General features: G+C 52.4%; 13 protein-coding genes, 1 tRNA gene, 1 rRNA gene and 1 riboswitch. Of the genes, 6 read left to right on the forward strand and 9 right to left on the reverse strand.

Features of this window, described 5'->3' with window-relative positions; all coding sequences use genetic code 11:
- The first annotated feature begins 69 nt into the window (after positions 1–69).
- The 3 genes from BGL48_RS05695 to metA all read left to right on the forward strand — a co-directional run bounded on the left by BGL48_RS05695 (position 70) and on the right by metA (position 1,396).
- Positions 70–145: transfer RNA gene (locus BGL48_RS05695), tRNA-Thr, on the forward strand.
- 7 nt (positions 146–152) lie between these two features.
- A 5S ribosomal RNA gene (rrf, locus tag BGL48_RS05700) occupies positions 153–268 on the forward strand.
- Between the two features lie 180 nt (positions 269–448).
- Positions 449–1,396, forward strand: coding sequence for a homoserine O-acetyltransferase MetA (metA, locus tag BGL48_RS05705; RefSeq protein WP_069361758.1), 948 nt, complete (start codon positions 449–451; stop codon positions 1,394–1,396).
- Between the two features lie 44 nt (positions 1,397–1,440).
- On the opposite strand, the gene BGL48_RS05710 is transcribed toward metA, so the two are convergent.
- The gene (locus BGL48_RS05710) at positions 1,441–2,733 is read right to left on the reverse strand and encodes a cation:proton antiporter (protein WP_069361759.1); all 1,293 of its coding nucleotides are present in this window, start codon (positions 2,731–2,733) and stop codon (positions 1,441–1,443) included.
- Positions 2,734–2,916: 183 nt separating this feature from the next.
- On the opposite strand from BGL48_RS05710, the gene metH reads away from it, so the two are divergent.
- A complete protein-coding gene (gene metH, locus BGL48_RS05715; protein WP_069361760.1) occupies positions 2,917–6,576 on the forward strand; it encodes a methionine synthase in 3,660 nt (1,219 codons plus the stop codon).
- Positions 6,577–6,614: 38 nt separating this feature from the next.
- Here metH and lysC read toward each other — a convergent pair whose 3' ends face one another.
- On the reverse strand, positions 6,615–7,973 hold the full coding sequence (gene lysC, locus BGL48_RS05720) for a lysine-sensitive aspartokinase 3 (protein WP_083238457.1): 1,359 nt from the start codon (positions 7,971–7,973) through the stop codon (positions 6,615–6,617).
- Positions 7,974–8,093: 120 nt separating this feature from the next.
- A riboswitch (Lysine riboswitch) is annotated at positions 8,094–8,281 on the reverse strand.
- A gap of 263 nt (positions 8,282–8,544) precedes the next feature.
- On the opposite strand from lysC, the gene BGL48_RS05725 reads away from it, so the two are divergent.
- Positions 8,545–9,678, forward strand: a complete 1,134-nt coding sequence (locus BGL48_RS05725) for a pyridoxal-phosphate-dependent aminotransferase family protein (protein WP_069361762.1) — start codon at positions 8,545–8,547, stop codon at positions 9,676–9,678.
- Here BGL48_RS05725 and BGL48_RS05730 read toward each other — a convergent pair.
- From BGL48_RS05730 to BGL48_RS05750, 5 genes are all read right to left on the reverse strand, one after another.
- Complete coding sequence (locus tag BGL48_RS05730; protein WP_069361763.1) at positions 9,675–11,345, reverse strand: Wzy polymerase domain-containing protein; 1,671 nt, start codon at positions 11,343–11,345, stop codon at positions 9,675–9,677. The two genes, BGL48_RS05725 and BGL48_RS05730, sit on opposite strands and share 4 nt — an antisense overlap.
- Positions 11,345–14,170, reverse strand: coding sequence for an excinuclease ABC subunit UvrA (uvrA, locus tag BGL48_RS05735; protein WP_069361764.1), 2,826 nt, complete (start codon positions 14,168–14,170; stop codon positions 11,345–11,347). Before uvrA ends, BGL48_RS05730 begins: the two co-directional genes overlap by 1 nt.
- 136 nt (positions 14,171–14,306) lie before the next feature.
- The gene (galU, locus tag BGL48_RS05740) at positions 14,307–15,170 is read right to left on the reverse strand and encodes a UTP--glucose-1-phosphate uridylyltransferase GalU (protein WP_069361765.1); all 864 of its coding nucleotides are present in this window, start codon (positions 15,168–15,170) and stop codon (positions 14,307–14,309) included.
- A 179-nt stretch (positions 15,171–15,349) separates the two neighbouring features.
- Positions 15,350–16,315: an acetyltransferase gene (locus tag BGL48_RS05745; protein ID WP_069361766.1), complete on the reverse strand. Its 966-nt coding sequence runs from the start codon at positions 16,313–16,315 to the stop codon at positions 15,350–15,352.
- Between the two features lie 63 nt (positions 16,316–16,378).
- Entirely contained in the window at positions 16,379–17,086 is a 708-nt protein-coding gene (locus tag BGL48_RS05750; RefSeq protein WP_069361767.1) for a LuxR C-terminal-related transcriptional regulator, read from the reverse strand.
- A gap of 285 nt (positions 17,087–17,371) precedes the next feature.
- Between BGL48_RS05750 and BGL48_RS05755 the strand changes: the two genes are divergently transcribed.
- Positions 17,372–17,920, forward strand: coding sequence for a single-stranded DNA-binding protein (locus tag BGL48_RS05755; RefSeq protein WP_069361768.1), 549 nt, complete (start codon positions 17,372–17,374; stop codon positions 17,918–17,920).
- A 104-nt stretch (positions 17,921–18,024) separates the two neighbouring features.
- On the opposite strand, the gene BGL48_RS05760 is transcribed toward BGL48_RS05755, so the two are convergent.
- Both BGL48_RS05760 and BGL48_RS05765 read right to left on the reverse strand, forming a co-directional pair.
- The gene (locus tag BGL48_RS05760; protein WP_069361769.1) at positions 18,025–19,185 is read right to left on the reverse strand and encodes an alpha-hydroxy acid oxidase; all 1,161 of its coding nucleotides are present in this window, start codon (positions 19,183–19,185) and stop codon (positions 18,025–18,027) included.
- 144 nt (positions 19,186–19,329) lie between these two features.
- On the reverse strand, positions 19,330–20,217 hold the full coding sequence (locus BGL48_RS05765; protein WP_069361770.1) for a LysR family transcriptional regulator: 888 nt from the start codon (positions 20,215–20,217) through the stop codon (positions 19,330–19,332).
- Positions 20,218–20,261 lie beyond the last annotated feature (44 nt).

A 20,261-nucleotide genomic window follows, 5' to 3' on the forward strand; every position in this document is an offset into this window, starting at 1 on the left:
AAAATCTGAAGGCAAAAACGGATTAAAGTATCAAAGCAGATTGACGTAAGACTTTGATGAAGCGTTTTCGCTGATATAGCTCAGTTGGTAGAGCGCACCCTTGGTAAGGGTGAGGTCGGCAGTTCAAATCTGCCTATCAGCACCAGAATTTTCTTGGCGGCCATAGCGTAACGGCACCACCTGAACCCATGCCGAACTCAGAAGTGAAACGTTGCTGCGCCGATGGTAGTGTGGGGTCTCCCCATGTGAGATTAGGTCACTGCCAAGAGCTTTTTCGAAGCCCTCCGCATTCGCGGGGGGCTTTTTTCGTTTCTGTCTTTCTTATCAATCCTGTCTTCTCCTATGCTTAAAACAATGTTGGTCTAAGGGTGATCACTGCTTGAGCTTAATCAGTGACTGGGTTATGTTATTAGATATCTGGACGTCTAAACATCTCTAGGAGGCAGTGATGCCGATTAAAATCCCGGATCAGCTCCCCGCGACCAATATCCTAAGGCGTGAAAACATATTCGTAATGACCGAGACGCGCGCGGTGAGTCAAAACATCCGCCCGCTGAAGGTGCTGCTACTTAACCTGATGCCGAAGAAAATCGAGACAGAAACGCAATTTATGCGTTTGCTCTCTAATAGCCCTTTGCAAGTGGATGTTGAGCTTTTGCGGATAGATAACCGGCCAAGCAAAAATACGCCGACCGAGCATATTGATACCTTCTACCGTCAGTTTGAGGCCGTTCGCGGACGTAATTTCGATGGCCTTATCGTGACAGGCGCGCCACTCGGGTTGGTACAGTTCGAGGATGTGATTTATTGGGAGCATTTACAGGATGTGATGAATTGGGCGCACCAACACGTTACTTCAACCCTCTATATCTGTTGGGCCGCGCAAGCGGGCTTAAAGCTACTTTACGACTTGCCTAAGAAAACTCGTAAGGAGAAGTTATCGGGTGTCTATCAGCACGACATTAATGCTGACTTATGCAAACATCCGCTATTACGCGGCTTTGATGATAGTTTCTTAGCGCCCCACTCGCGCTATGCGGATTTTTCGCCTAACTATCTTGCAGAGCATACGGATCTCGACATCTTAGCAACCTCTAATGAAGCGGGTACCTATCTGGCGGCGACGAAAGATAAGCGCAATGTGTTTGTCACCGGTCACCCTGAGTATGATTCTCATAGCTTGCATCATGAATACCATCGGGATTTAGAAGAAGGGATGGAGCCGGCTGTCCCCCTTAATTATTACCCGGATGACGATCCTTCCCAGCCACCGTATGTGAGTTGGCGCAGCCATGGCCATTTACTGTTTGCCAACTGGCTAAACTATTGTGTTTACCAGCAAACGCCCTTCGACTTGGATAGCTTCTCTGCGTCTAACTTTACCCTGGATGAATAAAAAAGGCGCCTGCGGACGCCTTTTGCTTAGGGAGCTGTGTGGATTTAGGTTTGATGTTTATCCATTTCGTCTTGTGCTGCGTTTGCTTTATCAACCATGCCTGTCATGGTTGAGCCTTGCACTAAAATGGAAAATACCACCACCGCGTAGGTCATGATGAGGATCAGCTCGCGAACATCGATATTTTTTTCCGGCACCACCATGATGCCAGCGGGCACGGCCATCGCCATCGCCAGTGCGAGACCGCCACGTAACCCACCCCAGCTTAATATACGCACCGCCCAAGGGTTATAAGAACGAAAGCGGTTGAAACCGAGATAGCACATTTTCACGCTAATAAAACGGGCGAGAAGCACAATAGGAACCACCGCCGCCATAATGATCCAGTCTTCTTTATGGAAACTGATTTGCAGCAAGCTAACCCCGATGAGGAGAAAGAGTAGGCTGTTAAGAAATTCATCGACTAATTCCCAGAAGTGGTCGAGGTGATCTTCACTTTCTTTGGAAAAGCCAATAAAGCGGGTCCAGTTACCGATCATGATCCCCGATACCACCATTGCCAGCGGGCCAGAGACATGCAGCATATCGGCCAAGACATAGCCAGCGCTGGGGATAGCCAGCGTTAATAGCAATTCCATCGAGTGATCGTTAGTGGCACAAATCAAGCGATGGAAAAGATAGCCCAGCACTAGGCCATATAAAACCCCGCCAACGGCTTCTTGTAAAAACAAGGCAATGGTACCGCCCACCGTCGGGTTGTTGTCGCCAAAGGCTAGGGTAAAAAGGGTCACAAAGATCACGATACCCACACCATCATTGAATAATGACTCTCCCTCAATTTGTGTGGTGATCCGCGTCGGTGCTTGCAGCTTTTTGACGATAGCAAGCACAGCGATGGGGTCGGTGGGCGATATCAGCGCGCCAAATAACAGGCAGTAGAGGAAATCAAAGGGGATGCCAATCAGTTGAAACACGCCCCAGATACCGGTGCCGATTAACAACACAGAGACCAATAGCCCGCCGATCACCAGGGTTGTGATCTCCCACTTTTGGTCGGAGAAAGAGGGAAGCTTGACGCCAATCCCCCCTGCGAAGAGCAAAAAGCCGAGGACGCCTTTGAGCAAAAACGTATCAAAGTGGATATCTGTCAGTATCTGCTCGGCCATGGCTTTTAGTGGAATTGCTTGGTATTGACCGGCGATCACTATCAGCAAAGACAGTAGGAGCGAGCTGGCGGTGATGGCGATCGTGGTTTGTACTCGGCTGATTTTACTATTAATAAAAGCGATAAAGATGGCTGCAGCAGCCATAAAGCTGAGGATTGCGTAGGTTGACATGCCGCTTCCTAGTGCAACGAGGGAATGAAAAAGTGTGTCGAAATATTAATAGAAATCGCTTTCAAAACGAACAGCTGAATTGAAATAGATCAAAATAAATTGTTATTTATAGACGTCTAGATTTCCATTTCCGCTGTGGTAGGATGAAATGACTGCAACGAGGAAGATGATAAGCGTAATAGTATGGACCGACTAACACAGCAACTGCGCGACCGTATTCTAGTGATCGATGGTGGCATGGGCACCATGATCCAAGGTTTGGCACTGAGCGAAGCCGATTATCGTGGCCAACGTTTTAAAGATTGGCACTGTGATGTGAAAGGTAATAATGATCTCTTGGTGCTGACGCAGCCTGATAAGATCGCTTCGCTACATAGTGATTATCTGGCGGCGGGCGCGGACATTATTGAAACCAACACCTTTAACGCCACCCAAATCGCGATGGCTGATTACGACATGCAGGCGCTGAGTGCGGAAATCAACGGCGCGGCAGCCCGGCTTGCGCGTGAGGTTGCTGATTCGTGGACGGTGAAAACGCCGGATAAACCCCGTTTTGTCGCGGGCGTGTTAGGGCCGACGAACCGAACGTGTTCAATCTCTCCAGACGTGAATGACCCGGGCTTTCGCAATGTCAGCTTTGATCAGTTAGTCGACGTGTATGCCGAGTCCACCGAAGCGCTCATTGACGGCGGTGTTGATATCATCATGTTGGAGACCATTTTTGATACCTTGAATGCCAAAGCATGCGCATTTGCGGCTGAAAAGGTCTTTGATGCCCGCGGTTTTCGCTTACCCATTATGATCTCCGGCACCATCACTGATGCATCTGGACGTACCTTATCCGGACAAACCACCGCCGCTTTTTATCACTCGTTGCGTCATGTCGAGCCACTGTCGTTTGGCTTAAACTGCGCACTTGGGCCAGCTGAATTGCGCCAGTATGTCAAAGAGCTGAGCGACATTTGTGAGGGCTTTGTCTCCGTCCACCCCAATGCGGGGTTGCCCAACGCCTTTGGCGAGTATGATCTTTCTCCCGAAGAGATGGCGACACACATTGATGAGTGGGCGGCGTCTGGCTTTATCAACTTGGTCGGGGGGTGCTGTGGCACTACGCCCGAACATATTCAAGCGATTAGCGACGCGGTGAAGCAACATGCGCCACGCTCTCTGCCTGACCACCCTGTGACCTGTCGCTTATCTGGGCTCGAGCCCCTGACCATTAATGCTGATAGCTTGTTCGTCAACGTGGGGGAGCGCACCAATGTCACCGGCTCAGCACGCTTTAAACGCTTAATCGTTGAGGAGCAATATGACGAAGCGCTTGAAGTGGCATTGCAGCAAGTGGAGAACGGCGCCCAAATCATCGATATCAATATGGATGAGGGTATGTTGGATGCCGAAAAGGCCATGGTGCGATTCCTCAACCTTTGCGCGGGGGAGCCGGATATTGCCCGTGTGCCAGTGATGATTGATTCCTCCAAATGGGAGGTGATTGAAGCTGGCCTCAAGTGCATTCAAGGGAAAGGCATCGTCAACTCTATTTCGCTCAAAGAAGGAGAAGAAGCCTTTCTGCACCAAGCACGTTTAGTCCGTCGCTATGGTGCGGCAGTGATCGTGATGGCGTTTGATGAGCAAGGACAGGCTGATACCCAGGCGCGGAAAGTAGAAATCTGTACGCGGGCCTATCACCTTCTGGTCGAGCAAGTTGGCTTTCCACCGGAAGACATTATTTTCGACCCTAATATTTTTGCGGTTGCCACCGGCATTGACGAGCACAATAACTACGCGGTTGATTTCATCAACGCGGTGGCCGACATTAAACAAACCCTGCCGCATGCCATGATCTCGGGCGGCGTCTCAAATGTGTCGTTTTCGTTTCGAGGCAACAATCCCGTCCGTGAGGCTATTCATGCGGTGTTTTTGTATCACTGCATCAAAAATGGCATGGACATGGGGATCGTCAATGCCGGTCAATTGGCGATTTATGATGATTTATCCGAGTCTTTGCGCCTGGCAGTAGAAGATGTGGTGCTCAACAAAGATGATGGCGCCACGGAGCGTTTATTGGACATCGCCGACAGCTATCGCGATAGCGGGGAGAGCGAGGTCGCAGAAACTGCAGAGTGGCGCAGTTGGCCAGTGGAAAAGCGCCTTGAACATGCACTGGTCAAAGGCATTACCGAGTTTATTGTTGAAGATACCGAGTTGGCTCGTGCCGCGGCAAGTAAACCTCTAGAAGTGATTGAAGGCCCGTTGATGGCAGGCATGAACGTGGTCGGGGACTTGTTTGGTGAAGGCAAGATGTTCCTGCCACAAGTGGTGAAGTCGGCACGGGTGATGAAGCAGGCGGTGGCCTACCTTGAGCCCTACATCAATGCTGAAAAGCAGCAAGGACAGACCAATGGCAAGATCTTGCTCGCCACGGTCAAAGGGGATGTGCATGACATTGGCAAAAACATTGTTGGTGTGGTGCTGCAATGTAATAACTTCGAGATTATTGATCTCGGCGTGATGGTACCGACCGATAAAATCCTGTCGGTGGCGCGTGAGGAAAACGTCGATATTATTGGTTTATCGGGTCTGATTACCCCATCGTTAGATGAGATGGTGAACGTGGCGAAAGAGATGGAGCGCCAAGGGTTTGATATTCCTCTACTTATTGGCGGTGCGACCACGTCCAAAGCCCATACCGCGGTGAAAATTGAGCAGCATTACCATGCGCCTGTGGTCTATGTGCCCAACGCGTCACGTGCTGTGGGGGTATGCTCATCGTTATTATCCGATACGCAGCGACCTGACTTTATGGCTCGTTTAACCAAAGACTATGCCGCTGTACGTGAGCAGCACCAGCGTAAAACCCCGCGCACGGCACCGGTGTCCCTTGAGCAGGCGCGCGACAATAAGTGGCAAACGGACTGGGCAAACTATGTGCCTCCGCAACCGGTGAAGCCGGGCGTGCATGTTTACGATGATGTCTCGATAGCAACCTTACGTCAGTATATCGACTGGACACCCTTCTTTATGACGTGGTCACTTAGTGGCAAATTCCCGGCGATTTTGGATCACGAACTGGTGGGTGAGGAAGCGCGTCGTTTGTACCAGGACGCCAATGCTTGGCTCGATCGTTTCGAGGCAGAGGGCTTGGTGGCGGCAAAAGGGGTGTGTGGCCTCTTTCCTGCCAATAGCATTGATGATGATATTGAGGTCTATGAGGATGGGTCTCGCCAAGCGACGCTCACCGTACTGAACCACTTGCGGCAGCAAACGAAAAAGCCACGTGGTGCCAACTATTGCTTGTCGGACTTTATTGCGCCAACAAGCAGTGGCCAGCCGGATTGGATTGGCGCATTTGCGGTCACAGGTGGTATTGGCGAATATGCCTTGGCGGAAGAATACAAAGCGAAAGAGGATGATTATAACGCGATCATGATCCAGGCGGTCGCCGATAGACTCGCAGAAGCCTTTGCAGAGTACCTCCATCAGCAAATTCGGATCACCTTGTGGGGCTATGCGCCCGATGAGACGCTCGATAACGACGCGCTGATCCGCGAGCAATACCAAGGGATCCGGCCAGCGCCGGGTTATGCCGCCTGCCCTGAACACAGTGAGAAAGGCAAAATTTGGCAATTGCTGTCGGTAGAAGCGCATACGGGGATGACACTCACTGAAAGCTACGCGATGTGGCCGGGGGCGTCGGTCTCAGGTTGGTATTTTTCCCATCCTGAGTCACGTTACTTTGCGGTGGCGAAGATCCAAAACGATCAGCGAGACAGCTATGCAGCACGCAAAGGGTGGAGCAGCGAAGAAGCGGAAAAATGGCTCGGGCCGAACTTAAACGGCTAACTTAAAAAGCCAGCACATCAATGTGCTGGCTTCTTTCTTCACTCAAATAGGTCCGCGTGTAACCGCTGCACCACCTGGGTGGCATCGTCATCTTCAACCACAACACAGACATTGTGGTTGCTGGCACCGTAGCAAATCATGCGTAGTTTGTGTTGTGCTAAGGCACTGAACACCGGCGCTGTCGCGCCAGCAGTATGGCTCATCTCGTTGCCAATCAGCGCCACCACCGCCAGGTTCTCGCAGATCTCGACATGACATAACTGGGTCAGCTCGGCGATAGCCGCTTCTGGCAGCTGCGGTGCGTCGCCCTGAGTGTTGGTTTGATCAAGGGTTAAAGCGACACTGACCTCTGAGGTGGTGATCAAGTCCACCGAGATTTCAAATCGTGCCAAAACCTCAAATACTTTGGCCAAAAAGCCATATGCATGGAACATGTTTAAGCTGGTCAGTGTCACCATGGTTTGGTTTCGTCGTAAGGCGACGGCACGAAACAGCGGTGCCGAGTGCGCTTGTTCGCGGATCCAGGTGCCGCCTTGCTCAGGCGCGCTCGCAGCCCCGACAAACACAGGAATATGTTGGCGCACTGCAGGCACTAAGGTGGATGGGTGCAGGATTTTGGCACCAAACGTGGCCATTTCTGAGGCTTCGCTAAAACTAATTTCACTGATTGGGCGCGCTTGGTCGGCAATCCGCGGGTCGGTGGTATAAATCCCCGGTACATCAGTCCAAATGGCCAAACTCTCTGCGTCCACGGCTTCGGCGAACAGTGCGGCACTGTAGTCGCTACCACCACGGCCTAAGGTGGTGGTTTGTCCGTGGGCATCCGCGCCGATAAACCCTTGGGTGACCACTCGGTGTGTGGCTAAATGCGGAAGCAATTGGTCGTGGCACTGTGTTCGCGTCTGCTGTGGGTCAGGCTGGGCACAGCCAAACTGGCTGTCGGTGCGCAGCAATTCACGCGCATCGGCCCGTATTGTTGCTATACCTCGGCTATTGAGTAAATGAGTGAAAATATGAGTCGAGATCAGCTCGCCGCAGGCGACGAGTGCATCGGTTAAGGCCGAGTTTGGGGCGGAAACCGCTTTTTCGGCATACTCGGCAATGGCGAGATGCCAGTGTTCCACTGCTGTTTGCGTGTTTTGGCAATCAGGAAGTTGACGCAATATTGCTTGGTGAATGGTATGAATGGCGTCTAATTTGGCTTGGCGCGCGTCAGGGTCGCTGATCCCTTTTGCCAGCGCGACCAAATGATTGGTCACACCGGCGCACGCACTGATCACGATTAAACGGGTTTGCGGGTTTTGCTCGATAACAGCGGCGCTTTGCTGCATCGCCGCTAGCGTCCCGACACTGGTGCCGCCAAACTTAGCGACTGAAATTGATGGTAATGGCCTCACGTCCTTTCCCCTCTCTGGCTAGCAGAGTCAAAAAATTAAAAATCATGGGGAACATCAGAAGTCACATCGTGACCGCGATAAATACCGCGACAAGGTAGGAAGAGCAAACGGCAGGTGTAGTCTGCCAGAAGCGCTCCACCTGTCTGTCCATATGGATGACAAGTGACAGCCTGAAGGATTCAGCCTTCAAGGCCGGCAGCGTATCGACCCCGATCGTACGCCACCTCGGCATTGTCTCCCCTGGTTATCATGCTTAGGAGTGGGGCTCCGCTTGATAACTGCCTGAGAAATGCACCTCTTCTGCATGTTCAGTCATGGGTCGGTGACCGCATGAACAGTTTTAACATTACGGGTGTGATCGCAGGGTGTCAACCGTGTTTTTACGCTCGATAGGAGCGCTGCCCAGCGCCTGCCTCTCACCCAGGCAAGAAAAGGCCATTGCCCATTATCGACCCTGACAAGAAAAGCAAATCGACGCTAGCGATCACACAGTTCATGTGCCAGAGGCTAGGGGGATGGCGAAAAAATATGCTATAACGGTGAGCTTCGGTACCAACAACAAGGATTCGTGATGGCTCGTGCAATTTCCGATATTCAGTCTTTTCAACCTGTCGCTCGCACACTGATGGGGCCAGGCCCTTCTGACATTTATCCATCGGTGCTGCAATCATTGAGTAAGCCGACATTGGGGCATCTTGATCCCTTATTCATTGGCATGATGGATGAGGTCAAGCAGCTGCTGCAGTACGCTTTTCAAACCGAAAATCCGTTTACCATTGCGGTCTCTGCCCCCGGGAGTGCGGGGATGGAAGCCTGTTTTGTCAATTTGGTGGAGCCTGGTGACACAGTGATCGTGTGTCGCAATGGCGTGTTTGGCGACCGGATGCGAGAAAACGTGGAACGCTGTGGCGCACACGCGGTGATGGTTGATGATGCTTGGGGCGATCCTGTTAATCCTGAAAAGGTTGAAGCGGCTTTGAAAGCGCACCCGGAGGCTAGCATTGTCGCATTTGTCCATGCTGAGACGTCCACAGGCGCTTGCTCAGATGCACAGGCCCTTGCCACCTTGGCGCGCGAGCATGGCTGCCTCACTATTGTCGATGCGGTGACCTCACTCGGTGGCGTGCCGTTGAAAGTCGATGAATGGCAGTTGGATGCGGTTTACTCAGGCAGTCAGAAGTGCTTATCGTGTGTGCCGGGCTTATCGCCCGTGACATTCTCGCCCCGTGCAATCGAAAAAATGCAGGCGCGCACTCACAAGGTGCAAAGCTGGTTTCTCGACCAAAGTTTGGTGTTAGGATATTGGAGCGGTGACGGCAAACGTAGCTACCACCATACGGCACCCGTGAATAGTTTATATGCCTTACATGAAGCCCTGCTTAGATTGTATCAAGAAGGGATTGAAAACGCGTGGCAGCGCCACCGCACGATGCATCAGCGTTTGAAAGCGGGATTAGACAACCTAGGAATTGGCTTTGTGGTCGATGAACCCTATCGTTTGCCCCAGCTTAACGCCGTTTATATTCCTGAGGGCGTGGATGATGCCGCCGTGCGCCAGCATCTCCTCAACACCTATAACTTGGAAATTGGCGCGGGGCTGGGCGATCTCGCCGGCAAAGCCTGGCGGATCGGCTTAATGGGCTATGGCGCAAGGGATGAGAACATTGCCCTGTGTCTTAAATCCCTTGAAGAGGCATTACGCTAGGGCGTCGCATGGTTTGGGAGGGTATGGCGGGTTGTCCATACCTTCGCCGCGTTTGGATACAAATAACGCGCTTCTTGCTGGATATCGCGAGCCCGTTGACGGTCACCGATTTGCAGAGCCACCTGATAGGCGTGCTGGTAGCCAGCAAAGCGTGGTCTTTGCGCCACTTGACGCAATAATTGGTTAAGATGTTGCTGGCGCTCAGTGCCAGACAGAGTCGCCAAATTAGCCTGAAAGTGGCGGCTTTGTTGTGCGTGGGCGAGCTTTTGCTGCCACCATGGATGCTGCTGATACAAGGCAAAGCGTTGTGAGCTGAGTAAAGAGTCGCGCAAATAACGATTGGCCAAATACACGGACGACAGGCACACGAGTGTCGCGATGACGAGGGCAGTGATCACGGTGCGACTGGCGATACGTTGGCTGTAACCATGAGTGAGGACTGGGTAGCGGCGATATTTACTGGTGAGGTTATCAAGCCAGTATAGCCAAAGGAGTAACAATATCCCATTAAACCACTGGGTGCCGCTCACCGGATAGATCATCAGTCCTGTGAGCGGAGGAAGCACTAAAGCAATCAAGATCCGCCGTGTTCCTGAGGGCGCACGAAAGATCCTGACGCCGATAGCCATGATCACCAACACATAGCCCAATCCAATCAATAAGCCTCCTTCCAACAGCCAAAATAGCAGTGCACTGGGCAGGTTCACTGGACCCAGATGGCCAGGTTGTGAAGCAGAAAGCAATAGCAAGGCCTGCTTGCCATTCCCCATGCCTACCCCAAAAAACGGCGTTGTCTGCCATTGTTGCCACGCTAACAACAACGCACGTTGCTCGCTGGCGCTCAGCCATTGCCAACTATCTTGACCACTGAGGAAAAATACCGCCAGGATAGCGCCGAGACAGACCGCCACAAGCCAGGCTTTGTGCTGGCGCCTGGAGGCAAAGCGAGCCAAATAGGCTTGCTGTAACACGACGGCACACAAGGCAAAGAGCAGCAGCAGGGGCTGGCCTTGCATCGCTAATACGGGAATAAAAATGAAGGGGGTGACGGCCAATAAGCTTTGGCTGATAGGGTGGCGATAGCGGCCACTCGGCTCTCTGGCGAGAATGTATGCGGCTAACGTCAGCCCCGTGAGCAGCAGGGTATGCGTGACCGCTGGGGGCAAGTGAGGCACCCAGTTGTTAAACATAAAAGGTGCCATGCCCGGTGGTGATTGATTGCCCAACACCGACAGCACCGCGAGCCAAGAGGCGAGCAAAAATACCCCGAGTAGCTTTTGCCGCTGCGAATGGTTAAAAACAAACTGCTGAAGGCTGGAGAAGAAACCGAGGCTCAGTATCAAGGCGGCCATGGCATAACCGCTATTGAGTGCCTCTGCGTGCGGATAGTAATAAGGAATAATCGCCAGGCCCGTTGCCAAACCAAGCATCCAGGTCAGTCGGCTTGCCCGCCAGGTATGTTGACGCACGACTTCCAAACAGGCAAACCCTAAGGTAAACGCCAAGGTCAGTAGTGATAACGCTGCCGCAGGATGGCGAATGCCCACTAACGGGAGAGACACCGAATAGAGGGGCAAACAGATTAACCACAAGGCCGCTAACGCAAGCAGAAATGGGGCTGTTAGCGGCTTTCTTATTACGCGACTCGGCGGCAGCGCTGAGGTCATTATCGCTCCAACATAGGTTTGAGGAAGTGGGCGGTGTGGCTACCCAAAACATCGACGATGTCTTCTGGCGTACCTTGCGCGATGATTTCACCGCCGCCGTTACCGCCCTCAGGTCCTAAGTCGATGATCCAGTCCGCGGTTTTTATCACATCCAGATTATGCTCAATCACCACGATAGTGTTGCCCTGTTCACGCAAGCGATGCAAGACATTAAGCAGTTGTTGAATATCATGGAAATGAAGCCCTGTGGTCGGCTCATCGAGGATGTAGAGCGTTTTACCCGTATCCCGTTTAGACAACTCTCGGGCTAACTTAACCCGCTGTGCTTCACCGCCCGATAAGGTGGTGGCGGCTTGGCCAAGGCGAATATAGCTCAGGCCAACATCCATCAACGTCTGTAGCTTGCGCTTGATCGCGGGCACGGCGTCGAAAAACTCACGCGCGTCCTCGACAGTCATCTCAAGGACTTCATCGATGGTCTTGCCTTTATAGCGTACTTCCAATGTTTCCCGGTTATAGCGCTTGCCTTTACACACATCACAAGGCACATACACATCGGGTAAGAAATGCATTTCCACTTTGATCACGCCATCCCCTTGGCAGGCTTCACAGCGACCGCCGCGCACGTTAAAGCTGAAGCGACCCACTTTATAGCCGCGCGCACGCGCTTCTTGCGTGCCGGCAAACAGCTCACGGATCGGAGTAAAGATCCCCGTATAAGTGGCTGGGTTTGAGCGTGGGGTACGGCCAATAGGGCTTTGGTCAATATCGATCACCTTATCAAAGTGCCCCAAGCCATCAATCGATTGATACGGCGCGGGATCAGCGGTGGTCGCGCCGTTTAATTGCTGGTGGGCGACTTTAAAGAAGGTGTCATTGATAAGCGTTGACTTGCCTGAGCCTGACACACCCGTCACACAGGTAAGGAGTCCGACAGGTAGGTGGAGATCAACGTTTTTCAGGTTGTTGCCCGTTGCCCCTTTCAGGGTCAACATTTTGTTCGGGTCGCGCTCAATACGCTTTGCGGGCACCTCGATGGCTTGCTTGCCACTTAGATACTGGCCTGTCAGTGACGACTCACTGGCGAGTATGTCCTCTAAACTGCCTTCGGCAACAATGTGGCCCCCATGTGCCCCGGCCCCCGGGCCAATATCAATGATGTAATCGGCTGCACGTATGGCATCTTCGTCATGCTCGACCACCATCACGGTGTTCCCCAGATCGCGCAGGTGCTCCAAGGTGTCAAGCAAGCGGGCATTGTCACGCTGGTGCAGGCCGATAGAGGGCTCATCCAGAACATACATGACGCCCACCAAGCCCGCGCCAATTTGGCTGGCCAGTCGAATACGCTGTGCTTCACCGCCAGAGAGGGTATCGGCACTGCGCGATAAATTCAGGTAGTTGAGCCCCACATTGACTAAAAACCGTAGCCGGTCATGGATCTCTTTCATCACCTTTTCGGCAATCTTGGCGCGCTGTCCGGTTAAGGTCAGTTGTTCAAAGAAGTCTAGCGCCTGTTGAATGCTCAGCTCACACACCTCGGGCAGGTTGTGGCCGTTGATAAACACATGACGGGCTTCTTGGCGTAAGCGTGAGCCACCGCAGCTGGCGCAGGGTTTAGTAGCGATATATTTGGCCAGTTCATCGCGCACAGCATTCGATTCGGTGTCGCGATAGCGACGCTCCATGTTATTGAGGATCCCCTCAAATGGATGTTTGCGTACACGAATATCGCCCCGATCGTTGACGTATTTGAACTCGATCTCTTTCGGCCCTGACCCATACAAGAGGATATCCTGAATGGTGCCGGAGAGATCCTGCCATGGCTCTTCCAAATCAAACCCGTAATGCTCAGACAGCGAGCGTAGCATTTGGAAGTAATAAAAATTACGCCGATCCCAGCCGCGGATCGCGCCCCCCGCCAAGCTAACCGCTGGGTTTTGAATCACCCGCTTGGGATCAAAATACTGTTGCACCCCCAAGCCGTCGCAGGTACCACAGGCACCGGCTGGATTATTAAAGGAGAACAGGCGAGGTTCAAGCTCTTGCATGCTGTAACCGCAGTGTGGGCAGGCAAAGTTGGCGGAAAAAATGATCTCTTCCCCTTCACCGTCCATCCAACTGATCACCGCGCTGCCGCCTGTTAGATCGAGCGCAGTCTCAAAAGATTCCGCCAAACGCTGTTGCTGATCATCGCGCACTTTAAAGCGGTCGACCACCACCTCAATGGTGTGCTTTTTCTGCAGCTCGAGTGTCGGCGGATCCGAAAGATCGCACACTTCGCCATTGATCCTTGCACGGATAAATCCCTGCGCGGCGAGGTTCTCAAGGGTCTTAACATGCTCCCCTTTACGGTTTTTAATGATTGGCGCGAGCAGCATCAGCTTGCTGCCCTCTGGCAGCGCAAGCACTTTATCGACCATCTGACTAATGGTCTGAGCGGCCAAGGTGACATCATGAGTGGGACAGCGTGGCTCGCCCACTCGCGCGTACAGTAAGCGCAAGTAATCATACACTTCAGTGATGGTGCCGACCGTTGAGCGTGGATTGTGCGAGGTGGACTTTTGCTCTATCGAGATAGCAGGCGACAGGCCCTCAATATGGTCAACATCGGGTTTTTCCATCAAGGAAAGAAACTGGCGTGCATACGCTGACAAGGATTCAACGTAGCGGCGCTGGCCTTCTGCGTATAAGGTATCGAAAGCCAATGATGACTTGCCGGAACCAGACAGGCCAGTGATCACGATCAGCTTGTCGCGAGGGATGGTGAGGTTGATGTTTTTGAGGTTGTGCGTGCGCGCGCCTCTGACGTCGATATTGTCCATTATTATCCTACTACTCAGTCAGCTCACTGGTTGGTCGCCTAGTATGGCATAGACATGACCATGACCAAATAAAAAGGCTGTATATTTACACAGCCTTTACATGAAGGGGAAAACACGCGATCCGACGCGATTAACGTTATCGGCGATTTTTCACCGTCGCTTCGTCTTTATTGCGTCCGCCAAGGTAGTGATGTTGGTAGCAGTGGTTAGTGGCTTCAATAAAGCCTTCCACGCTGCCACAATCAAAGCGCTCACCTTTAAATTTGTACGCCAGTACACAGCCTGATTGTGCCTGTTTGAGCAGCGCATCGGTGATCTGCACTTCGCCGTTTTTACCCGGTGGGGTCGTTTCTAACAGATCAAAGATATCTGGCGTCAGAATATATCGGCCAATGATGGCAAGGTTGCTTGGCGCATTGCCCGGATCGGGTTTTTCCACCATATTATCTACGCGGAAAAGGTCATCTTTGATCTCTTGGCCGGCTATCACACCATATTTATGGGTCTCATCTTCCGGCACCTCTTCCACCGCGACAATCGAGCAACGGAATTGATTATATAAGGCCACCATTTGTTTGAGGACGCCGTTATCAGGATGGATGCAAAGATCATCGGCGAGTACGACGGCAAAGGCTTCGTCGCCAACCAGCTCACGGCCGGTTAAAATCGCATGCCCCAGACCGCGCATTTCGTGTTGGCGAATGTAAGTAAAAGAGGCTTTTTCAATGGTGTTGCGGATGTCATCGAGTAGCACTTCTTTGTTGGTGCCACTGATCTGATGTTCCAGTTCATAGTTCTTATCAAAGTGATCCATGATGGCATGCTTACCACGCCCCGTGACGATACACATGCCGTTGATACCCGCTTCCAAGGCTTCATCCACGCCGTATTCAATCAAAGGCTTGTTGACCACTGGCATCATCTCTTTGGGCATCGATTTGGTTGCCGGTAAAAAGCGGGTGCCATAGCCAGCCGCTGGGAACAGACATTTTTTAATCATCTCAGATCCTTTCTTTTATATTGGGTGGCGACGGATCTTTATTCGTCGACACCACCAAGCGGGTTGCTAGCAAGCGGCTGCTAACAATGTTATCTGGGTCAATAGTTTGCTGGGTTCAGTGCGGCTAAGCAAGTCCTACGCACCAATGCCCCCAGATAGCGTGACCACACCCGCGTTGCTTAGTCCGCATGGGCGGAAAAATGTGTCATAAATGCATCGGTAAAGGCCGATAAGGATGCAGAGGGAAGGGCATTAATCCCCGCCGCGGCAGCGCGCCCTCCGCCCGTGATGAACTGCTCCGCCAATTGCGCGGCCCCAGTGGGAAGATTTAACGGGGCACGAATGCTGACCATCCACTCTCCTCCGGGCATCGGGGTGAGCACAGCATGGGCGCGGTCAGGGTGGCGGTTGGCTAACTGGTTGCCAAGCATGCCGCTGATTCTCCGTGCCCACGCGGTATCAGGGAGTAGATAGACCTGGGCGTTTTCATCGCTAAGCTCGGGGCTGAGGGTTTGGGCGCGTTCCCGATCGTGTTGATACGCATTAGCTAGTTCCATCACCATGTCCGGATAAGCACGCATAAAAGCATCGGGGGTCGAAAAGCCACACAGGTGGCGGTATAACACCGCGGGCGGGATAATCAGATCATCCAAGCTCGCGCCATAGCTATTGTAGTTGAGGTAGTGGCCGAGCTGCTCTAAGCGTGCGCGGGTATGTTCGTCAATACCCGACTGTCGGGCGAGGGCATTAGCAGTGCGATCCAGATTATCGCCATACGCGCCAACCAACGCCCATTCTCGATACTGGCCACCGAGAAGCTTGTCGATAATAAGCGCGGTACAGGTATTGGCACGGGTATGAATATGTGCGTCTAACAATGGCGAGTCAGGGATGGGGCCACTTTGGTGATGATCGGCGTAGAAAACATGCGCGCCCGAGGCGAGCAGTGTGGCCAGTGGCTCTTGATTTTTCGCCATCGAAATATCGAGTACAGTGACCTGTTCGGTGTCGGTGGGTACCTGTTTTAACAGGGCAATATCGCGTTTCACCCCAGTCACTAACGTGGTGGCTTGTGGGTGTGCTAAGCGCCATTGCACCAGCGCGGTAAGCCCATCTGCATCCCCGTTAAAGACATCAAACCCCATACCGTGACTTCCTTGTTAATTGAGTGGCGCGCCATCTTACCTTGATTGACGAGCTTGGCCCAACTAGCGGTGATCGTCGTCAGCGCCAGGGTAGGCCTCAAGCCCTGTTGAGCCAATTAAGGATAAATTGTTTTTCGCCCAAAATACCGCTTGCACCCGGTTTCGGACATTGATTTTCTTGAACACATTATAAAGATGCGACTTGACGGTGTGTTCACTGACGTCCAATGCACGGGCTATATCTTGGTTGGAAGCGCCCGTGACTAGGTGGCGTAGGATTTGTTGTTCACGGTTGGTCAGGACAATGGTCTGCTCATCGATCGCTTGTTGGTGGTGCTGCTGATAATAGTGAATTAACGCGGCCATTTTATGACGGGGTAGCCAGTACTCGCCAGAGAACATTTTTTCGATGCCGTAACACAGATGCCGGATCTCATCTTCTTTTTTGAAGACCCCTTTGATAAATGGCCAGCTGGCGAGTTCTTTGGCACTTAAATCATGTGCATTGAGCAGCGCAAAGACATGTTGGTCGGCAAAGGGGATCAGCGATTGTTTTAGCTGCTCGGTGGCCATATCATCAAAGGCGTTTAAGTCGACCAGCACCAGGCCTGGGCGGGCGGTGAGCTTGTCGGTGATCGCATCGGGCGTGACGAGCTCAACCTCGCTATGGATTTCTTTTTCCAAGCATGTCATCAGTGCAGACACAGACATGCTGGGCTGAGAGATAAGAAGCAGAGTGTAACTATCTGAGGTGGTTTCGGCCTGGTTCATAAGCATCCTACTGATGATGACTCAACATGCGTATCCGCGCGTGACGTCAGTGGGGTGATCACCGACGTCAAGGCTGGGCAAGCTTTCCATCAGTCTAAACCATTTTTATCTTTAAGGTATACGTTGCGAGGGATAACCCATTGTGCCGACGCGTTAACTGCAGAATATGGAAACAGATCGCGTGGAAAAGCTTCGAACCTCTGGGGTGCTCGTGCTAGACTTCCTCCTTATTTATCCAGTTTGCGAAATCGTTTCGCGCGCAACCAAGAACAGTGGGAGTCACCTATGGCCAGCCGTGGCATAAACAAAGTCATCTTGATTGGTAATTTGGGCAACGATCCGGAAATCCGTTACCTCCCCAACGGCGGTGCGGTGGCGAATCTCAGCCTCGCGACCTCAGAGTCATGGCGTGATAAAAACACCGGTGAGATGCGTGAGAAAACAGAGTGGCACCGTGTTGTGCTGTTCGGTAAAACCGCCGAAGTGGCGGGTGAGTATCTGCGCAAAGGCTCTCAGGTGTATATCGAAGGTCAACTGCAGACACGTAAGTGGCAAGACCAAAACGGGCAAGACCGTTACACCACGGAAGTCGCGGTACAGCCGTTTAGTGGCAGTATGCAAATGCTGGGTGGCCGTGGTGGTCAGAACCAAGGTCAGCCCATGCAGCAGTCACCGCAGCAGCAAGGTGGATGGGGACAGCCTCAGCAGCCTAAGCAACCACAGCAAAACTTTAACCAACAGCCACCGCAACAACAGTCGGCACCACAGCCACAGTCGCAACCTCAGCAGCAATATAACGATTTGCCTGATTTTGACGACGACATTCCGTTCTAAAACGCGCGGCGTGAAATGGCGTGTCAACGCCAAGGTTGTTGCAACGAAAAAGCCCCGATTGGGGCTTTTTGCGTTTTGGCATGGTCGGTCACTGACAGACGGGGTTAGGCGACGCCAGGCCCTGCTTTTAAGAAGTGTGGCAGTTGTGTCGGCGTTGGACACTTTAACTGTCCCATCACTTGCGTCATTTGTTGGGTGAGCATGTCTATTGCATGCTCACCGCCGTGGTGACCCACCGCGCCACAGGCATAGACAAAAGTGCGGCCTAGCAAGGTAAAGTCAGCGCCCATGGCCATCGCTTGGGCCACATTACCGCCGCTTTGTACGCCACTGTCCATCAATAGTTTAATCTTGTCACCATATAAGCGCTTGATGGTTTGAATGGTATCCAGTGGCGACTCGCCAACATCTAACTGGCGGCCACCATGGTTGGATAAGACCACCGCGTCGGCCCCGAGCGCAACCGCTTGTTTGACATCGTCTGGGTTGACCAAGCCTTTTAGTACCAAGGGGCCGTCCCAGTTATCGCGGATCACCTTAAGGCTGTCGAAGTCGACCGCCCCCATCACCGTATTGTTCATAAAGTTGGCCAGTTCGCTGGTGGGCATGTTTTTTGGCATATAAGGCTTGAGGGTTTGCATCTCAGGCACGCCGGCCAATAACGTCTGCCAGCTCCACGCCGGACACTGCATCATTTGCAGGATATTGCGCAGGTTCATTTTCGGCGGCATCGCCAAGCCATTTTTTATATCGCGCGGACGATAACCGAAGGTCGGCACATCCACGGTCACCACCAGTACCTTATAACCTGCGCGTTTGATACGCCCCATGAGATCCTCACGGATCTTGGCATCCGTCGGATTATAGAGTTGATACCACGCCGTTCCCTCAGAGATCTCGGCGATGGTTTCAAGACTCGCTGAGGATACGGTGCTGAGTACATAAGGAAGCTTTGCTTGATAGGCCGCTTTCGCTAGAATTTCCGGGGCCTTGGGCCACATTAACCCTTGAAGTCCCACAGGGGCGACACCAAACGGCGCGGCATAGCGTTGGCCAAATAACTCGACGGATAAGTCGATCTCTGGGGTAGGCGCAAGCAAGTCAGATTGCAGTTTTACGTGCTCAAACGCCCCGGCATTGTGCGCCACGCCAATCTCATCATGGCAACCGCCACAAAGGTAATCAAAGGCGAATGCGGGGATACGCCGCTTGGCCGCGCGTTTGAGAGAAGGAGTATCAGGGTATTTAGGATTATAATAGGCCATGGGTCTCGTGCCTTGTTGCGGTGAGTGTCTTGGCTCACCCTAGCGCAGTGATTGTTATCGATATATAGATAAAAGATAAAATACTTTTTCCAAAATCGGCTAAGCCCTGATGAAGCTTGGTATTACCTATGCTTTAACGGCACACTAAACGTACAAGCCTTTAACTTTTTGTTTAATAAAGTCGATGAATAATTTGGTTTTGGTGTGGTTGTACTCCAGCTTAGGGTAGTAGGCGTAGGCCGATAATCGTGGTTGCTTAAGGGCTGGCAGCACCGGGACCAATAAGCCTTGGTCGATTTCTTTCTGCACCGTCCCGGCGCCCCCCAAAATGATCCCCATACCAATCACGGCAGCACTGACTAAGGCTTCAGGGTTAGGTGAGACAAAATTCCCGGATAATTGTAAGCGGGTGCCGTCTTCAAACACCCGCTCTTGAGGCTGATGTGAATTACCGTACAGCAAAATATTGTGTTGGGTTAATTGCTCGGGCGCGGTGATAGGAGGATGGCGTTCGAGGTAGGCAGGGGCGGCAAAAAAGCCAGGTTGAAAATCAAATAACTTAGCGGCGATGTAGCTGGCGGAGTTAAAATATTCGAGTTCACGGCTGATCACCACGTCTAGGTTCAGATCCGGCAGCTGACCAGGGGTGAGGGTGGTGAGTTCGACTTTGATTTTCGGGTAAATCTCAAGAAACTCAGCAATAAAGTTGACCAGAAAGCGGTTCCCTGTCACCAATGGTGCCCCGATACGCAACACACCACTGACTTCACCAAAGGTGGAGGTGGTCTCACTGACTAATTGTTGCCAGTCGTCGACCCACGTCTTGGCGCGATGGTAGAAGAGATCGCCCGCATCCGTCATCGACAGACTGCGCGTGGTGCGTTTGAGCAATTGCACGCCCAATTGGCGCTCTAGCCAGCTTAAGCGTTTTGAAAGGGCAGAGCTTGAGGTGTGTAGCTTGGTAGCCGCTTGGGCTAGCGAGCCATGATCCACCACGCAGATAAAGCTTTGTGTACAGGTAATCCAGTCCATGAGTCCTCGTTGCGTAAAAAGACAGCCACCGATTCGTGGTCTAG

This window comes from Salinivibrio sp. SS3 (assembly GCF_001722105.1).
In the GTDB taxonomy this organism is placed as follows: Bacteria; Pseudomonadota; Gammaproteobacteria; order Enterobacterales; family Vibrionaceae; genus Salinivibrio; species Salinivibrio kushneri.

What these genes read in the sequence shown, in the direction of transcription:
- metA (WP_069361758.1), top strand. Translation starts at nt 449, where the DNA reads ATGCCGATTAAAATCCCGGATCAGCTCCCCGCGACCAATATCCTAAGG.
- BGL48_RS05755 (WP_069361768.1), top strand. Translation starts at nt 17,372, where the DNA reads ATGGCCAGCCGTGGCATAAACAAAGTCATCTTGATTGGTAATTTGGGC.
- BGL48_RS05730 (WP_069361763.1), bottom strand. Translation starts at nt 11,345, where the DNA reads ATGACCTCAGCGCTGCCGCCGAGTCGCGTAATAAGAAAGCCGCTAACA.
- BGL48_RS05710 (WP_069361759.1), bottom strand. Translation starts at nt 2,733, where the DNA reads ATGTCAACCTACGCAATCCTCAGCTTTATGGCTGCTGCAGCCATCTTT.
- BGL48_RS05750 (WP_069361767.1), bottom strand. Translation starts at nt 17,086, where the DNA reads ATGAACCAGGCCGAAACCACCTCAGATAGTTACACTCTGCTTCTTATC.
- BGL48_RS05725 (WP_069361762.1), top strand. Translation starts at nt 8,545, where the DNA reads ATGGCTCGTGCAATTTCCGATATTCAGTCTTTTCAACCTGTCGCTCGC.
- uvrA (WP_069361764.1), bottom strand. Translation starts at nt 14,170, where the DNA reads ATGGACAATATCGACGTCAGAGGCGCGCGCACGCACAACCTCAAAAAC.
- metH (WP_069361760.1), top strand. Translation starts at nt 2,917, where the DNA reads ATGGACCGACTAACACAGCAACTGCGCGACCGTATTCTAGTGATCGAT.
- BGL48_RS05765 (WP_069361770.1), bottom strand. Translation starts at nt 20,217, where the DNA reads ATGGACTGGATTACCTGTACACAAAGCTTTATCTGCGTGGTGGATCAT.
- BGL48_RS05745 (WP_069361766.1), bottom strand. Translation starts at nt 16,315, where the DNA reads ATGGGGTTTGATGTCTTTAACGGGGATGCAGATGGGCTTACCGCGCTG.
- galU (WP_069361765.1), bottom strand. Translation starts at nt 15,170, where the DNA reads ATGATTAAAAAATGTCTGTTCCCAGCGGCTGGCTATGGCACCCGCTTT.
- BGL48_RS05760 (WP_069361769.1), bottom strand. Translation starts at nt 19,185, where the DNA reads ATGGCCTATTATAATCCTAAATACCCTGATACTCCTTCTCTCAAACGC.